The following is a 14,896-nucleotide window of genomic DNA, read 5'->3' as shown; positions in this document are numbered from 1 at the left end:
CGTCGTGACCGGTGTGGTCGTGGTCGCAGACAGAGACGTCGTCGTGACCGGTGTGGTCGTGGTCCCAGGCAGAGACGTCGTCGTGGCAGACGTGATGCTCGTCGCAGCCGTGGCACTCGATGTGTCCGGGGGCGCCGTCGCTGCAGGCGGTGTGGTGTCGACCGGGTTCGTGGAGCATGCGGTGACAATGAGGGCGAAGGCGAGCGCAGCGATTCTCTTCACAGGAGTTGAGCTGCCTCCTCGTCCACCATCCAGACGACATCCGCCGCACCGTCTGCCGTCCTTGCCGCAGGTGCGAGCACTGCGCCCTGCAGGGTGCTCTTCAGAGCTTGCGCCTTACCTGCGCCGGAGACAAGGAAGATGATTCGTTTCGCAGCCCACAGCAACGGGAGCGTGGCCGTGAGCCGCCAGGTGTTCTTGGTTGCGATCCAGTTGGCGACGAACAAGCGGTCGCGTTCATCGACGGCGGCGGTGTCCGGGAACAGCGATGCCGTGTGGCCGTCATCCCCGAGGCCGAGCAGTACGAGGTCCGGGCGGAGGCGGCCGTGCTCGAAAGGAAGGGCCCCACGCAAGGCCTCCTCGTAGAGCGAAGCAGCATGTTGCGGCCCGTCGCCCCACGGGACCTCGAGGAGTGTTGCAGGCACATGGTCGAAGAGGACGGCCGAGGCCATCGTTGCGTTGTGATCGGGATGTCCTGGCGGCACCCATCGCTCATCGGGGAGCCATGCCACGACCTTGTCCCACGGCACGTCCTCGCTTCTGAGATGCTCGTAGGTGGTCCTCGGCGTGTTGCCACCTGCGAGCCCAAGGGTGGTCATGCCACTGCGGATCTCGGCGGCGATCAGAGAGGCGGCCTGCTCTGCAAGCGTCGTGGCGTCGGTGAAAACCATGAGCTGCATCATCCACTGTCCCTGCGCTTGATCGCGCAGAGCCTATCGATCTCGGGGGACAAGCTCTCGGTACCCGGTGCTCGGTGGGTCCCTACCCTTGCTCTTCGAGAGCGAGCACCTTGTTGAGCCGGCGCACGTGTCGTTCCTCTCCACAGAATCGGGCGTTGATGAACGCCATGACGATCTCGTCTGCGAGTGATGGTCCGATGACCCTGCTTCCCATGGTCAGGACGTTGGCGTCGTCGTGCTCGACAGACTGGTGAGCGGTGTACGTGTCGTGAGAGAGCGCTGCCCTGATCCCGTGCAGCTTGTTTGCCGCGATCGCGGCGCCCGCTCCCGATCCGCAGACGACGATACCCCGATCGGCCCTTCCTTCTCGGACTGTGCGGCCCACCGCCGCCGCGTAGTCGGGATAATCGACAGGTTCGTCGGAGTAGGTGCCAACGTCGACCACGGCGTGCCCGGCTTCTGAGAGCAGCCGCCCGATGTGCTCTTTCATCAGGTACCCGGCGTGATCGGCTCCGACTGCAATGCGCATTGATTCCTCCGGTTCGCACCAAGGCTACCCGTACAATGCAGATGATGGACCGAATCAGCGTCACAGGCGGCGTCCCCCTCCGTGGAACCGTGAGTGTTCACGGAGCGAAGAACGCCATCCTGAAAGAGATGGTTTCAGCGATCCTCGCACCCGGAAGGCACGAGCTGGTGAACGTGCCGAAGATCGCCGACGTCGAACTGATGGCGGAGGTGCTCGAGCACATCGGCGTCTCCTGTAGGTTCAGGGATCGGGCACTCACGATGGACACCACGGCGCAGCTGGTGCCGGAGGCTCCTCTCGACCTCGTGCGGAAGATGCGCGCTTCGATCGTCGTGATGGGCCCACTGCTGGCGAGGACCGGCCGGGCGTGTGTGGCGTTTCCCGGTGGAGACGATCTTGGAGCACGTCCGATCGATATGCACCTTTCGGGACTCGAGAAGATGGGTGTGAGCTTCGAACTCGAGCATGGAGTGCTCGAAGCGAGCGTGGCGGGACGACTCCGGGGAGCCGAGATCGGCCTCGAATTTCCAAGCGTTGGAGCATCGGAGAACCTGTTGCTCGCGGCGGTACTGGCAGATGGTGAAACCGTGATCCGCAACGCTGCCCGCGAACCGGAGATTCAGGACCTCTGCGCACAATTGGCGGAGATGGGCGCGGTCATCGAGGGAGCGGGGACCTCCACCCTGCGGATCCAAGGGGTGCAGGAGCTCCATCCGGTACGCCATGATGTGATCCCGGACCGTATCGCGGCGGGAACGTACGCAGTGGCCGGGGCGATCACCGGCGGGGAAGTGCGCGTCGAGGGCTGCGTGCCAGAGCATCTGCGGATGGAGCTTCGCAAACTCGACAGCGCGGGCTGTGAGATCACCATGGGTGACGATTGGATTCAGGTCGTCGGACCAAAACGTCCTCGAGCCGTCGACTTCGCGACACTTCCGTTCCCCGGATTCCATACGGACATGCAGCCGCAGATGGTCGCGTTGTTGAGTGTGGCCGAGGGCAGCTCGGTCGTGACCGAGAACCTCTACGACGCGCGGTTCCGCTACGTCGGCGAGCTCATGCGGATGGGCGCCGATATCACCGTCGAATGGCAGCACGCCGTGATCCGAGGCGTCGATCGGCTCTCCGGCTGTCCGGTCATCGCTCCCGATATCCGTGCCGGAGCCGCTCTCGTGCTCGCAGGGCTTCGAGCCGAAGGGCAGACAACGATCGGCGACGTATTTCACATCGATCGCGGATACGAGGATTTTGTCGAGGAGCTCGCAGGACTCGGAGCCGACATTCATCGTGCGTAGCGTCTCGGTCGTATCGGCGCTGCTGCTGGTCGTGGTGATGGTGTCGCCGGCCGCGGCTCAGGAGGACACGACCAGCGGTCCGTACCGCTCGGTGAGGATCGTACCCGGCGATGGTACGACGCTCTCGTGGGCCGGGAGACATTACGCCGGTTCTCTCGAGGTGACGTCGGCTTCTGACGGCCTCGTCCTGCTCGACCATGTGGGTGTCGACGACTACCTGCTCGGGATACAGGAAGTGCCGTTTTCGTGGCCTGAAGCAGCGCTACGAGCACAGGCGGTTGCCGCTCGCACGTATCTGGCCTGGACGTTGGCGAGGGGTCGAGGCGGCGCCGGGAAGACCTACGGGTTCGACATCTGCGCATCCTCGGCATGCCAGGTGTACGGAGGGCTCGACCAGGTCGCCTCACCTTCGGGGAAACGCTGGGAAGCCGCCGTCAAGTCGACGAGCGGCGACGTGCTCCTGTACGAAGGTAGGCCGGCCCTTGCGATGTACAGCTCGACGACCGGGGGCAGAACCAGGAATTATGAAGACGTGTACGAGGGACGGTCGCCGATTCCTTACCTTCGGGCGGTTCCGTCGCCGGGAGAGGAGTCCGCGTTCGCCGAATGGCGCTATGAGGTGCGCGGCAGCGTTCTCGAAGACGTCTTGGAAGACGCCGGCCTCATCAAGGGGCTGCTGAGCGACGTCGTGGTCACGGAGACCGAAGACGGTGACGGTCCGTGGATGGTGGAGATCCGCAGCAGGGAAGGGACGACGCGGCTGACCGCCACCGAGTTTCGCGGCGTGATGAACCGATGGGGACCACGGGCTCACCCGGAGGCCTTCCCCGCGTTTCGTCCCGGCGGCGGCCGATATCCACAGACGGTGCTGTCCCCGACCTTCGACGTGCGCAAGCAATGGCACTTTCCCGACTCGTTCCGCTCGGGCTACATCGACGTGTATCCGGTGTACGAGTTCGAGGGACACGGATGGGGCCACATGGTGGGCATGAGCCAGTACGGGGCCAAGGCGATGGCCGAAGCAGGCAATGACTACGGTCGGATTCTCTCGCACTACTACAGCGGCCTCATCCCGGAATCGGCGGACGATCTCTTACCCGAGACGATCACCGTCGGTCTCGACTGGAAGGAGCAAACGCTGCGGATCTCGGCGGACGGGCCTGTGAGCGTCATCGTCGACGGACAGACAATCGCCGTCGACGCCATCGGTTCATGGAGGTTCACGTATGGGGGCGGCGTCATGTTGACACCGCCGGAGGGTTTCGGTCTGCCGCCGACGGTTTGCAACGTTCCGGAGATGATCACCGGCGCCTCGGGGAGGTCTCTGCTGGTGTCGGTGACCGTCACTGCCCCGGCCCGGGTGCGACTCGTCGTCTTCCGGGGGGCGCAGGTGGTCACCGAAACTCCGTGGAAGGCTCGTGAAGCGGGACCGGTGTCGCTGATCTGGGATGGCACCGTCGCCGGAGTGACCGCCCCGCCTGGTCCCTACCGATTGATGATCGAGGCCCGAAACTCCGAGGGCTCTGCAACGGTGTTCCTGACCGCAGTGGTCGCAGACTGACGCGCCCCACGATCGTGGTTCTGTAGGTCCGCGGTGCCGGTACACTGCTGCCCACATGACCGTGCACGAAACAACGGCAGATACCGAGATCGATCTCGAGACGCTGAAAGCGACACTCGAGTACATCCGTCCCGCCCTCCAGGCCGATGGCGGCGACTTGGTGCTGCTCGGCGTCGAAGACGGAACCGTCAACCTGCAGCTCGTTGGAGCTTGTGGCGGATGCCCGCTGTCGACCATGACCCTGAAGGCGGGTATCGAGCGAATCCTGACCGATCGTGTACCCGGCGTGGAAGAAGTCAACGCGATTTAGGAGCCCACCGAGCAATGCATGTCACGCATCTCGACGACCGGGCATCGGTACCCGCCACGTTCTCCTCCTCGACGCACCGCTGCGGGTGCGCCTTCGTCGTGCGGCCTTGCGGGTGACGCGCCCGGCCGCCGATCCACGCAACGGCATTACTCGGCAGACTCCAGGAACGACTTGCGTTGAGCCTCGTGAGATTCCAGACTCCTGAGCATGCCGCATCCCCTCGTTGTCGCTGCACTCGAAGGCGATCGTCGTTCCCTCGCGCGTCTGATCAGCCTCGTAGAGAATGATCGTCCCGACGCGGCGCAGGTACTCGCCGAACTGTTCCCCCGGTCGGGGAACGCGTACGTTCTCGGGCTCACCGGCGCTCCGGGTTCAGGCAAATCGACGCTCACGTCGATGCTCATCGAGCGGGTCCGCGACGAAGGCCATCGGGTGGCCGTCGTCGCGGTCGACCCATCGAGTCCTTTTACCGGAGGGGCGATCCTTGGAGACAGGATCCGCATGCAAGAGCACGCCTCTGACATGGGCGTTTACATTCGATCGATGGGCAGCCGTGGGCATCTCGGTGGAGTGTCGGAAGCCACCCCGAAGGGAATCCTCGTTCTCGACGCCATCGGATTCCCGTACATCTTCGTTGAAACCGTTGGTGTCGGGCAGGCAGAGGTCGAGATCGTGGAGAGTGCGGACACCACGATCGTGGTTGTCAACCCGGGTTGGGGCGACAGTATCCAGGCCAACAAAGCCGGCCTGCTGGAGATCGGCGACCTCTTCATCGTCAACAAGGCAGATCGTCCCGGTGTCTCTGAAACGGTCCGAGATCTCAACCAGATGCTCGACCTCGGAGGGAAGCGGCCGTGGCGTCCGCCGGTCCTGCCGACCGTGGCGACGACGGGGGAGGGAATCGATGCCGTCTGGGATGCAGTGCGAAAACATCGAGCCTTCCTCGAGGAGAATGGCGACCTGTCGGAACGCCGCGCCGCCAGGCTCAGAGGGGAGCTGAAGCGGGCACTCGTGTCCGAGCTGACCCGCAGGGCGGAAGCAGAAGCGGGAGACGGCCGTTTCTCGAGGATCGCAGCCGAGGTGATTCGGCACGAGGTCGATCCGTGGACCGCTGCCAGGGATCTGCTGGACGGCTAGGAACCCGTTGGCCAATACATGGCGCTTCTCGGCGACCGTGCATCACCAACCAGCTACCAGCATCCAGCCGCCGGCTGTCAGCAAGAGCTGCACCGCCCGCACCGCGATCTTGTAGCGACGCTGGTCGCGATACCGAATACCGAATACGGCGAGCGCAGCGAGCCTGCGCACTACGCTCGGAGCAACGTCGTTGGAGGAGACTTCCGTGCAATACGTCGAATACACGACTGATGGTCCCGTGGCCGTGATCCGGCTGAATCGGCCGCCCGTGAACGCACTGTCTGCAGCCGTTGCGAGAGAGTTGGCGGAGGCGTTTGTCACCGCCGCCGCCCTTTCGATTCGCGCTGTCGTAATCACCGGCGAACCGCATTTCGCCGCCGGTGCCGACATCAAGGAATTCCAGGCGGCGCTCGAGGCCGGTGCAGAGGACAGGCTGGCCTCCGATCTCGGCGGTGCCGTATTGGCACTCGAGCGGCTCGCCAAGCCGACGATCGCGGCCGTCCGCGGCTTTGCGCTGGGGGGAGGCCTCGAACTCGCGATGGGAGCGGACTTCCGTTATCTCTCCCCCGACGCACGGGTCGGCCAGCCCGAGATCCTGCTGGGCATCATCCCCGGTGCCGGTGGCACGCAGCGGCTCGCCCGCCTGATCGGTCAGCACAAGGCCAAGGAGTTGATCTTCAGCGGTCGCCACGTACCTGCACAGGAGGCGCTCGACCTCGGGATCGCCGATCGCATCGTCGACGACGTGCTGGAGGCTGCGCTCGAAGATGCCCACACGTGGGCGAACGGTCCGACCGTTGCCTACGGCGCAGCGAAGAGGGCGCTCAACGAGGGCCTGCGTCTTCCTCTCGAGGAAGGACTCGCCGTTGAGCGGGAAGGCTTTGCGAAAGCTTTCCGGAGCGCAGATGCCCGCGAAGGGGTACAGGCGTTTCTGACCAAACGCACTGCGGAGTTCGTGGGGGAGTAGGCCACTTCCGCTGACGCGCCGCGGCGGCCCTCAAGGGCCGCCGCGATCCCCCGTCCCTGGTCCGGGCGACCCAACTTCTCTTCGCAAGCAGCGATAGTAACAGATACGACAGTGCGCTTCAACGCCGCACCAGGTAGACTTGCGCCAATGCCGAATGAATCCAGTGACTCCAAGGAAAGGCTGCTCGCCGCTGCCTGGGACCTCGTCGTTGCGTCATTCTCGGGTGATGAGGACGGTCGAGGGGCAAAGACGACGCCGCGCGTGTTTGATCAGCTCACCGCCGCCCGGGTTTCCCGCCACGCCGGGTTGACGACCGGTGCGTTTTACAACCGGTGGCTCGACAGGGAAGCCTTCTTGTCCGACTTCCTCGAGTACGCGTTGTCCGTCTCCCGATCACAGGCGATGATGGGCGTCACAGACATTCTGTCGAAGATGGAGTTACTTGGCCCATCCGAGATGGCCGTCGAGGCGATCAAGCAGACGATCGAAGCGACCATCCAGGATCCGGCTTTCGCAATGCAGCTCTATCTGTGGGCGCTCGCGAGGAATCGCAAAGAGGTGCTTGATGACCTTTGTGTCGGTTATCAGGCGACACGTGATGGACTGCGGATGCTCGTGGAGGGTTTTCTCGAAGCGGCGGGACGCGAGTTTCGTCCGCCGTTCACCAACCACTTGGCCGCGTCGATCATGATCGCGTTGGTCGAAGGGGTCAGTCTGCAGCGTGGGATCGATCCTGAAGCCTTCGATCTCGATCAGGTGACCGACGCCATCATCGCCATCTGGACGGCCATGTCGCGGGTACCCGGCGACGAGCGAACGGCCAGCGATATCTTCACCGACGGTCTCTAGAGCCGACGAATCGTGGGACAATTCAGGAATGCTCTACCTCGATCATGCTGCAACGACGCCGCTGCGTCCAGAGGCGCTCGCGGCGATGCGCTCCATCGGCTTCGGCAACCCGTCGGGGATCCACGGCGTGGCACGGACGGCCAAAGACCTCCTCGAGGACGCCAGAGAACGAGCAGCGGGACTGATCGGGGCGGGACCGGGCGAGATTGTCTTCACCGGCGGTGGAACCGAGGCGGACAACCTCGCCGTTATCGGCTCCGCAATCGCCGCGAGAGCGTCGGTGGTGACTTCTTCGGTCGAGCATGACGCCGTGCTCGAGAGCGCAGACTTTCTGCGCCGAATGGGACATCGAGTGGAAGTCGTCGGCGTGGACCGACTGGGGAGAGTCGATCCTGAACGAGTGGCGGCGGCGACGGCGACGGGCCCATCGGTCGTCTCGATCATGGCTGCGAACAACGAGACGGGAGTTGTCGAACCAATCGGCGACATCGTTGAAGCAGTCAAGAAGGTGTCTCCGGGCGCGATCCTTCACACGGACGCAGTCCAGGTCTTCATCTCCGAGCCCGTCGACGTCGACACGCTGGGCGTCGACCTCCTGACTCTGGCAGCGCACAAATTCGGCGGTCCGAAGGGTGTCGGTTTGCTGTACGTGCGCGATGGCACGGAACTGGAACCGCTGATACACGGCGGCGGACAGGAGGCGGGCCTGCGGTCAGGGACCCAGAACGTGGCGGGGATCGTCGGGATGGCCGCCGCGATGGAGGCGGCAGCCGTCGACAGGGAGCGATTCCGCGCCGACGTCGGTGAGGCGCGTCATCGCTTCGAAACGCGACTGATCAACGCCATCGAAGGTCTCGAAATCAACGGACCGGCGGATGAACGGTTGATCCAGCACTCGCACATTCGGATCCCGGGTGTACGCAACGACATCGTCCTGATTCGCCTCGATCGGGAGGGCGTCGCCGCTTCGGCAGGATCCGCGTGTCAGAGCGGGGCTGTCGACGTGAGCCACGTACTGGAGGCAATGGGATTCTCGAGCGCCCAGGCGAGGGAGTGTCTGCGGTTCAGTTTCGGATGGACGACCACCCCCGACGACGGCGACGCGGCGGCGGTGGCGGTTCTCGAGGCGATCGAGGGGCTGCGATGAGAGTGCTTGCCGCGATGAGTGGAGGCGTCGACTCATCGGTGGCTGCCGCGCTCATGGTCGAGGAAGGACATGACGTGATCGGGGCGACTCTCAAGCTGTGGGAGGGTCCGGATGGTGCGCCGCCGGCCCAGGGGTGCTGCACACTCTCGGACTCCGAGGATGCGCGCAGGGTCGCCGCCAGGATCGGTGTCGCCTACTACGTCCTCGATGCCACCAAGGAGTTCCGTTCCGGCATCGTCGATCCGTTCATCGCCGACTACCTGCAGGGACGAACCCCCAACCCCTGTATCGAATGTAACCGAGTCATCAAGTTCGATCATCTGCTGCGGTGGGCGCGCGATCTCGACTGTGACCTGGTCGTCACCGGCCACTATGCGCGCGTCATACGTGATGACGGTGGGTTTCGGCTCTTGCGCGGGATCGATCGGAACAAGGACCAGTCCTATGTGCTGTCCATGCTCGGACAGGAACAACTGCGGATGCTTCGCTTCCCTGTCGGGAGCCGCCGGAAGGAGGAGGTTCGCGAGATCGCTGCAGGCCTCGGACTTCGAACCGCAGACAAGCCCGACAGCCAGGATATCTGCTTCGTCGGTGACGACTATCGGGCATTTCTCCGCCGTGAGGTGCCGGCCGCAGCGCGTCCGGGATCGGTCGTGGACGAGGACGGTTCCGTCGTGGGCAGACATGACGGGGTGGTGGACTTCACGATCGGTCAACGCAAAGGTCTCGGTGTTGCGTTCGGCGAGCCGAGATATGTGCAGGAGATCCGGCCCGCTTCGGCGACCGTTGTCATCGGTCGTCGCGGGGCCGCACGGTTTACTGGATTGCGGATGGCTCATCCGTCGTGGGTGGCGGGTCACCCCCCGGCGCCCGGGCCGACACACGTGCAGATTCGCGCGCATGGAGAACCGCTTCCGGCCATTCTCGAAGACGATGCGCGCACGGTGTGGTTCTCCGATCCCCAGGACGGTGTCGCTTCGGGACAGACGGCGGTCCTCTACGAAGGTCTGCAGGCGCTCGGAGGAGGAACGATCACGGAAACGCTGCGAGAATGAGCTGCCATGGGCTCTGAGATCGAGGACCTTCGCGAACAGATCCAGTATCACGACTACCGGTATTACGTGCTCGATGAACCTGAGATCTCCGATTTCGAGTACGACGAGTTGATGCGCAGACTGCAGGAACTCGAAGCGGAGCATCCCGAACTCATTACCCCCGATTCACCGACGCAACGGGTGGGACCGCCGATTTCAGACCAGTTCGCCCCGGTGCGCCACCGAGAACCGATGTTCTCGCTCGACAACATCGAATCGTTTGAGGAGTTGGAGGCCTGGGAGGCTCGCATCGAGCGGCAGCTCACGGCACCTCCGGATAGCTATGTCTGCGAACTCAAGATCGATGGTCTTGCCGTGTCGCTCGTCTACGAACAAGGTTCGCTGACGGTGGCGGCCACTCGGGGGGATGGCACTGTCGGTGAGGACATCACCGCCAATGTCCGGGCCATCAACGCGATACCGCTGCGTTTGCTCGGCGATGCGCCGACGGTGCTCGAGGTTCGGGGCGAGGTGTATATGTCGGAAGCGGCGTTCGAAGAGCTCAACAGGCGCCAAGCCGAGGCGGGCGAGCAGCTGTTCGTGAATCCCCGGAACGCCGCCGCCGGATCCCTTCGCCAGAAGGATCCTGCCGTCACCGCTTCGAGAAACTTGTCGGCGTGGATGTACCAGCTCGGCACGGTGGAGGGCGGTCCTGTCCTGGAAACCCATTGGGACGCACTCGAGTGGCTCCGCAGCCTGGGCTTCCCCGTCAACCCGGCTTCGGAACGAGTTCAGGGCCTCGGTGAGGTCAAGGCGTACCTGCGAAATGCGGAAGAGGCACGGCACGCGAGGGGGTATGCGACCGACGGTGTCGTGATCAAGGTGAATCGTTTCGACCAGCAGCGGGCGCTCGGTTTCACCGCCCGGGCTCCCCGCTGGGCGATCGCCTACAAGTTCCCGCCGGAGGAACAGGTGACCCGCCTGCTGGATATCCGCATCGGGGTCGGCCGGACCGGAAGGGTGACACCGTACGCGGTCCTGGAGCCCGTCTTCGTTGGTGGTGCGATGGTGAGCCGTGCGACCCTGCACAATGAAGACGAGGTGCATCGCAAGGACATCCGCATCGGTGACGACGTGGTCGTTCGCCGGGCCGGCGAGGTGATCCCCGAAGTGGTCGGTCCGATCGTGTCGCGCCGCGACGGCTCCGAACGGGTCTGGACGATGCCGGCCGAGTGCCCGTTCTGCGGGAGTCCCATCGTCAAACCCGAGGGGGAGAAGGTCGCTCGCTGCACCGGCGGCCTCACGTGCCCTGCGAGGCTGCGCGAGTGGCTGTTCCATTTCGCATCGCGCCGCGGCCTGGATATTGAGGGGCTGGGGTACAAGGCCATCGATCTGCTCATCGAAAAGGGATTGATTCGGGACCCTGCCGATATCTTTTTCCTCGAGCCGGACGACTTCGAGGGTCTCGAAAGATGGGGTGAGGTGTCGGTAGCCAACCTCATGACGGCGATCGCCGAGGCGAAACACCGGCCACTCTCCAAGCTGCTGACCGCTCTCGGTATCCGCCATGTCGGCGACACGGTCGCGCGATTGCTCGCACGTAGGTTTCACACCATCGATGCGCTGCTGGCGACATCCGAAGAAGAGATCGCGGCGATCGAAGGGGTTGGACCGATCATCGCGCAGTCCGTGTACGCATGGGCACAATCACCCGAAACGGTGGCACTGATCGACAGGCTGCGGGCCGCAGGGGTGCAGCTCACGGAAGGCACTTCCGAGGAGGAGGATCTCCTCGCGGGGCTGCGGGTGGTGCTGACGGGAAGACTCGAAGGTTGGTCGAGAGACGAGGCGAAAGAGGCCATCGAAGCGCGCGGAGGGACGGTCGTCGGATCGGTTTCGAAGAGCACCTCGGTCGTGGTGGCAGGCGAGTCGCCGGGTTCGAAGCTGGCCAAGGCGCAGAGCCTCGGGATACCGGTGATCGATGTCGAAGGCTTCGAACGGCTTCTGACTCGAGGCCCGGCCGTTCTCGAAGGCTGAACGTGGCCGGAACGGCCGACTACCGTTCCGGTATGCACGTCAATCCCGTACTCACCTCGCTCGGCACCTACCCGATGGCACCGCTTCAGGAGAAGGCCAGGGCGATGCGCTCTGCAGGGGAAACCCTGACCGATTTCTCGCTCGGAGACCCGAGGGAGCCGACACCACCGTTCATCCCGGCGGCGCTGAAAGCGGCCGTTCCTGAGATTTCCCAATACCCGACGACGGCGGGCATGCTGGAACTGAGAACGGCGGTAGCGGCGTATATACGCAGGCGATTCGGCGTCACCGTAGACCCGGTGACACAGGTGCTTGCCACGGGCGGTTCGAAGGAAGCGATCTTCTCGACGGCGTTTGCGTTCGTGAACCGGGGCTCCGGCGACGGGGTCATCTGGCCGACCCCCGGGTACCCGGTGTATGAACGCGGTGCGCTCTTCGCAGGAGCTATTCCCATGCCGGTCCAACTCGATACGACCTTCGTGCTCAAACCCGAACAGGTCGACGATGACGCGTGGGCCAAGGCATCGATGCTGTGGGTCAACTATCCACACAACCCGACGGGTGCCGTCGCGACGTCCGAGGAACTGGCCGCGATCTACGGCAAAGCCAGGGCAGCCGACACGCTGGTCTGCTCGGACGAGTGCTACACCGACGTCTACGAGTCCGAACCACCGCCTTCGATGCTGCAGGTCGCGGATGAGGACCTCACCGGACTCCTCGTGTACCTGAGCCTTTCCAAGCGGTCGGGGATGACCGGCTACCGCAGTGCGGCGATCGTCGGAGATACCGACGCGATCGCCGCGCTTCGCGAACTTCGATCGTCGACCGGCACCGCAGCGCCGGAGTTCGTGCAGGCGGCGGCAGTCGCCGCCTGGTCTGACGATGCACACCCTGCGGTGCGCAGAGCAGTGTTCAGTGAGAAGCGGGCGGTGCTGAGGAAGGCCTTCGAGGATCTCGGATACAGGATTGCCGCCTCCGAGGGAGCTCTCTATCTGTGGGTGGAAGTGGGCGACGATGCGGCAGTCGCGAAGCGGCTTCTGGATTACGGAGTCGTCGTTTCGCCTGGAAGAGCGTTCGGGGCCGGTGGCGAGGGCTACATTCGCCTTGCACTCGTTCCGACCGTCGAAGAGTGCGAAGCTGCAGTGGAGGTGCTGCGCTCATGTCTGACCGGGAACTGATCGAGGCCGCATACGAGGACCTCTCGCTGCTCGAGGGGGTCCGTGATGCGGTGAACAGAACCATTGCAGCCCTGGATGAGGGTGTGCTGCGCGTCGCGGAGAAGATCGATGGCGTCTGGACGGTGAACCGTTGGGTGAAAGAAGCCATCATGCTCTTCTTCCGACTTCAGGCGGTCAGGACGATGACTGCCGGGCCTTTCGAGTACTACGACAAGATCCCCACCAAGCGCAACCTCGCGAACGCCGGGGTGCGGGTGGTCCCACCGGGAACGGTTCGGTACGGCGCCTTCTGTGAGCCGGGCGTGGTCGTCATGCCCGGATATGTGAATATCGGTGCGCGCGTGGGCTCCGGGACAATGATCGACACCTGGGCGACGGTCGGATCCTGCGCTCAAGTCGGGCGGGACGTGCACATCTCCGGCGGGGTCGGAATCGGCGGCGTTCTGGAGCCGCCGGGTGCTCGGCCGGTCATCGTGGAGGACGGAGCATTCGTGGGGAGCCGCTGCATCCTCGTGGAAGGTGTCCTCGTCGAGCAGGGTGCGGTGCTCGGCGCCAACGTCGTGCTCAGTTCGAGTATCCCGATCATCGATGTGACGGGACCCGAACCGATCGAATACCGCGGGCGTGTCCCCGAACGTTCCGTGGTCATTCCCGGAACGCGGGCGAAGGACTTTCCTGCCGGCACCTACCATCTTCCTGCAGCCCTGATCATCGGGAAACGGTCCGCCTCTACCGACGACAAGACCTCGCTGAACGACGCGTTGCGGACCTTCGAGGTCCAGATATGAACGAACTCGTTCGCACCCTCATCGAGATCATCGACATCCCGTCGGAGACCGGCAGCGAAGGACGGCTGGTCACCCACATCGCCGAGCGGTTCCTACCGAGCTGGGGCCGAGCAGGGGTCACGCGCATCGGGAACAGCCTCCTCGTCGGCAAGCGGACCGGACGACCCCTCATGCTGCTTCTCGGCCATCTGGACACGGTTCCTTCCCAGGGTCAGGGGCCGGCGCACGTAGCCGACGGGCGGGTGATCGGCCTGGGCGCTTCCGACATGAAGGCGGGACTGGCCGTCATGATGCAGTTGCTCCTCGACTCCGACGTCGCGGCCGGACCATACGACGTCATCGGAGTGTTCTACGACAAGGAGGAAGGCGCTGCGGACGAAAACGGACTCGAACCGGTTCTCGAGCATGCAGGATGGCTCTCCGACGCAGTGTTCGCGATCGTGCTGGAACCCACCGATCTCGAGCTCCAGTTGGGATGTGTCGGAGCGATCAACGCGAGCGTACGTTTCGAGGGTGTGGCTGCACACTCCGCTCGGCCGTGGACCGGAGAGAACGCAATCACCAAAGCCGGCCGATGGCTGGCCGCGCTGCACGAGCGTGAGCCCGAAGTCGTCGACGTTGCGGGCCTCGAGTTTCGTGAGGTTGCCACCGTGACCTTGATCCGGGGCGGAATCGCCCGCAACATCGTTCCGGCGGACGTCGAGATCAATCTCAACTATCGGTTCGCTCCAAGCCGCTCACTCGACGATGCCGAGACCAGACTTCGCGAGATCGCCGCCGACACCGACGGCATCGAGATCGTCGACCGTGCACCTGCCGCTCCGATTCCCGAGGGGAGTCCCTATCTGCAGGCACTGATCGATGCGACCGGCGCCGTCATACGGCCGAAACAGGCGTGGACCGACGTGGCCCGACTCGCCGGAAGGGGGATTCCCGGCGCGAACTACGGCCCCGGTGAGACCTCGCGCGCTCACCAGGTCGACGAGAGTCTTCCCGTCGACAACCTCCAGATCGCGTTCGATGCGCTGCGGCGCTTCCTTGTCCGCCAAGACCCGATCTCGTGACGCTGGACGGGAATAGTCCCGGCGAACCGTCACAAGAATGGACTAGGAGCCCGCTGAGCAATACATGGCACGCATCTCGGCGACCGTGCATCGCCATTCAC

14 protein-coding genes and 1 pseudogene are annotated in these 14,896 nt (G+C 64.2%); 12 read left to right on the top strand and 3 right to left on the bottom strand.

What is annotated here, in order from left to right:
- From GWP04_09710 to rpiB, 3 genes and pseudogenes are all read right to left on the bottom strand, one after another.
- Positions 1–93: pseudogene (locus tag GWP04_09710) on the bottom strand (oligopeptide transporter substrate-binding protein).
- A 125-nt stretch (positions 94–218) separates the two neighbouring features.
- Positions 219–902, bottom strand: coding sequence for a 6-phosphogluconolactonase (gene pgl, locus GWP04_09705; protein ID NIA25827.1), 684 nt, complete (start codon positions 900–902; stop codon positions 219–221).
- Positions 903–981: 79 nt separating this feature from the next.
- Positions 982–1,428 carry a ribose 5-phosphate isomerase B gene (rpiB, locus tag GWP04_09700; protein NIA25826.1) on the bottom strand — a complete coding sequence of 149 codons (447 nt, stop codon included), beginning with the start codon at positions 1,426–1,428 and terminating at the stop codon, positions 982–984.
- A 41-nt stretch (positions 1,429–1,469) separates the two neighbouring features.
- Here rpiB and murA point away from each other — a divergent pair, with 41 nt between their 5' ends.
- From murA to dapE, 12 genes are all read left to right on the top strand, one after another.
- On the top strand, positions 1,470–2,723 hold the full coding sequence (gene murA, locus GWP04_09695; protein ID NIA25825.1) for a UDP-N-acetylglucosamine 1-carboxyvinyltransferase: 1,254 nt from the start codon (positions 1,470–1,472) through the stop codon (positions 2,721–2,723).
- Complete coding sequence (locus GWP04_09690) at positions 2,716–4,284, top strand: SpoIID/LytB domain-containing protein (protein NIA25824.1); 1,569 nt, start codon at positions 2,716–2,718, stop codon at positions 4,282–4,284. Before murA ends, GWP04_09690 begins: the two co-directional genes overlap by 8 nt.
- A gap of 55 nt (positions 4,285–4,339) precedes the next feature.
- Positions 4,340–4,594 carry a NifU family protein gene (locus GWP04_09685; GenBank protein NIA25823.1) on the top strand — a complete coding sequence of 85 codons (255 nt, stop codon included), beginning with the start codon at positions 4,340–4,342 and terminating at the stop codon, positions 4,592–4,594.
- A gap of 207 nt (positions 4,595–4,801) precedes the next feature.
- Positions 4,802–5,731 (top strand): methylmalonyl Co-A mutase-associated GTPase MeaB, encoded by a 930-nt coding sequence (meaB, locus tag GWP04_09680; protein ID NIA25822.1) that lies wholly within the window; start codon positions 4,802–4,804, stop codon positions 5,729–5,731.
- Between the two features lie 205 nt (positions 5,732–5,936).
- Positions 5,937–6,698 (top strand): enoyl-CoA hydratase/isomerase family protein, encoded by a 762-nt coding sequence (locus tag GWP04_09675; protein NIA25821.1) that lies wholly within the window; start codon positions 5,937–5,939, stop codon positions 6,696–6,698.
- A 147-nt stretch (positions 6,699–6,845) separates the two neighbouring features.
- Positions 6,846–7,547 carry a hypothetical protein gene (locus GWP04_09670; GenBank protein NIA25820.1) on the top strand — a complete coding sequence of 234 codons (702 nt, stop codon included), beginning with the start codon at positions 6,846–6,848 and terminating at the stop codon, positions 7,545–7,547.
- Between the two features lie 28 nt (positions 7,548–7,575).
- The gene (locus tag GWP04_09665; protein NIA25819.1) at positions 7,576–8,694 is read left to right on the top strand and encodes an aminotransferase class V-fold PLP-dependent enzyme; all 1,119 of its coding nucleotides are present in this window, start codon (positions 7,576–7,578) and stop codon (positions 8,692–8,694) included.
- Positions 8,691–9,749, top strand: a complete 1,059-nt coding sequence (gene mnmA, locus GWP04_09660) for a tRNA 2-thiouridine(34) synthase MnmA (protein ID NIA25818.1) — start codon at positions 8,691–8,693, stop codon at positions 9,747–9,749. Before GWP04_09665 ends, mnmA begins: the two co-directional genes overlap by 4 nt.
- 6 nt (positions 9,750–9,755) lie before the next feature.
- The gene (ligA, locus tag GWP04_09655) at positions 9,756–11,765 is read left to right on the top strand and encodes an NAD-dependent DNA ligase LigA (GenBank protein ID NIA25817.1); all 2,010 of its coding nucleotides are present in this window, start codon (positions 9,756–9,758) and stop codon (positions 11,763–11,765) included.
- A 32-nt stretch (positions 11,766–11,797) separates the two neighbouring features.
- Positions 11,798–12,943, top strand: coding sequence for an aminotransferase class I/II-fold pyridoxal phosphate-dependent enzyme (locus tag GWP04_09650; GenBank protein ID NIA25816.1), 1,146 nt, complete (start codon positions 11,798–11,800; stop codon positions 12,941–12,943).
- On the top strand, positions 12,925–13,731 hold the full coding sequence (locus tag GWP04_09645; GenBank protein ID NIA25815.1) for a 2,3,4,5-tetrahydropyridine-2,6-dicarboxylate N-succinyltransferase: 807 nt from the start codon (positions 12,925–12,927) through the stop codon (positions 13,729–13,731). Before GWP04_09650 ends, GWP04_09645 begins: the two co-directional genes overlap by 19 nt.
- Positions 13,728–14,795, top strand: coding sequence for a succinyl-diaminopimelate desuccinylase (gene dapE / locus GWP04_09640; protein NIA25814.1), 1,068 nt, complete (start codon positions 13,728–13,730; stop codon positions 14,793–14,795). The genes GWP04_09645 and dapE overlap by 4 nt, the downstream gene beginning before the upstream one ends.
- Positions 14,796–14,896: the final 101 nt, after the last annotated feature.

Source organism: Gammaproteobacteria bacterium, assembly GCA_011682695.1.
Classification (GTDB): Bacteria; Actinomycetota; Acidimicrobiia; order Spongiisociales; family UBA4744; genus BMS3Bbin01.
Note: the sequence above shows the minus strand (reverse complement) of the source record. Positions and strands in the feature narration are given on the sequence as shown.

Bases quoted from the DNA above. Each gene is read 5' to 3' on its own strand.
- pgl (NIA25827.1), bottom strand. From the start codon at position 902: ATGATGCAGCTCATGGTTTTCACCGACGCCACGACGCTTGCAGAGCAG.
- rpiB (NIA25826.1), bottom strand. From the start codon at position 1,428: ATGCGCATTGCAGTCGGAGCCGATCACGCCGGGTACCTGATGAAAGAG.
- murA (NIA25825.1), top strand. From the start codon at position 1,470: ATGATGGACCGAATCAGCGTCACAGGCGGCGTCCCCCTCCGTGGAACC.
- GWP04_09685 (NIA25823.1), top strand. From the start codon at position 4,340: ATGACCGTGCACGAAACAACGGCAGATACCGAGATCGATCTCGAGACG.
- meaB (NIA25822.1), top strand. From the start codon at position 4,802: ATGCCGCATCCCCTCGTTGTCGCTGCACTCGAAGGCGATCGTCGTTCC.
- GWP04_09670 (NIA25820.1), top strand. From the start codon at position 6,846: ATGCCGAATGAATCCAGTGACTCCAAGGAAAGGCTGCTCGCCGCTGCC.
- GWP04_09665 (NIA25819.1), top strand. From the start codon at position 7,576: ATGCTCTACCTCGATCATGCTGCAACGACGCCGCTGCGTCCAGAGGCG.
- mnmA (NIA25818.1), top strand. From the start codon at position 8,691: ATGAGAGTGCTTGCCGCGATGAGTGGAGGCGTCGACTCATCGGTGGCT.
- ligA (NIA25817.1), top strand. From the start codon at position 9,756: ATGGGCTCTGAGATCGAGGACCTTCGCGAACAGATCCAGTATCACGAC.
- GWP04_09650 (NIA25816.1), top strand. From the start codon at position 11,798: ATGCACGTCAATCCCGTACTCACCTCGCTCGGCACCTACCCGATGGCA.
- GWP04_09645 (NIA25815.1), top strand. From the start codon at position 12,925: ATGTCTGACCGGGAACTGATCGAGGCCGCATACGAGGACCTCTCGCTG.
- dapE (NIA25814.1), top strand. From the start codon at position 13,728: ATGAACGAACTCGTTCGCACCCTCATCGAGATCATCGACATCCCGTCG.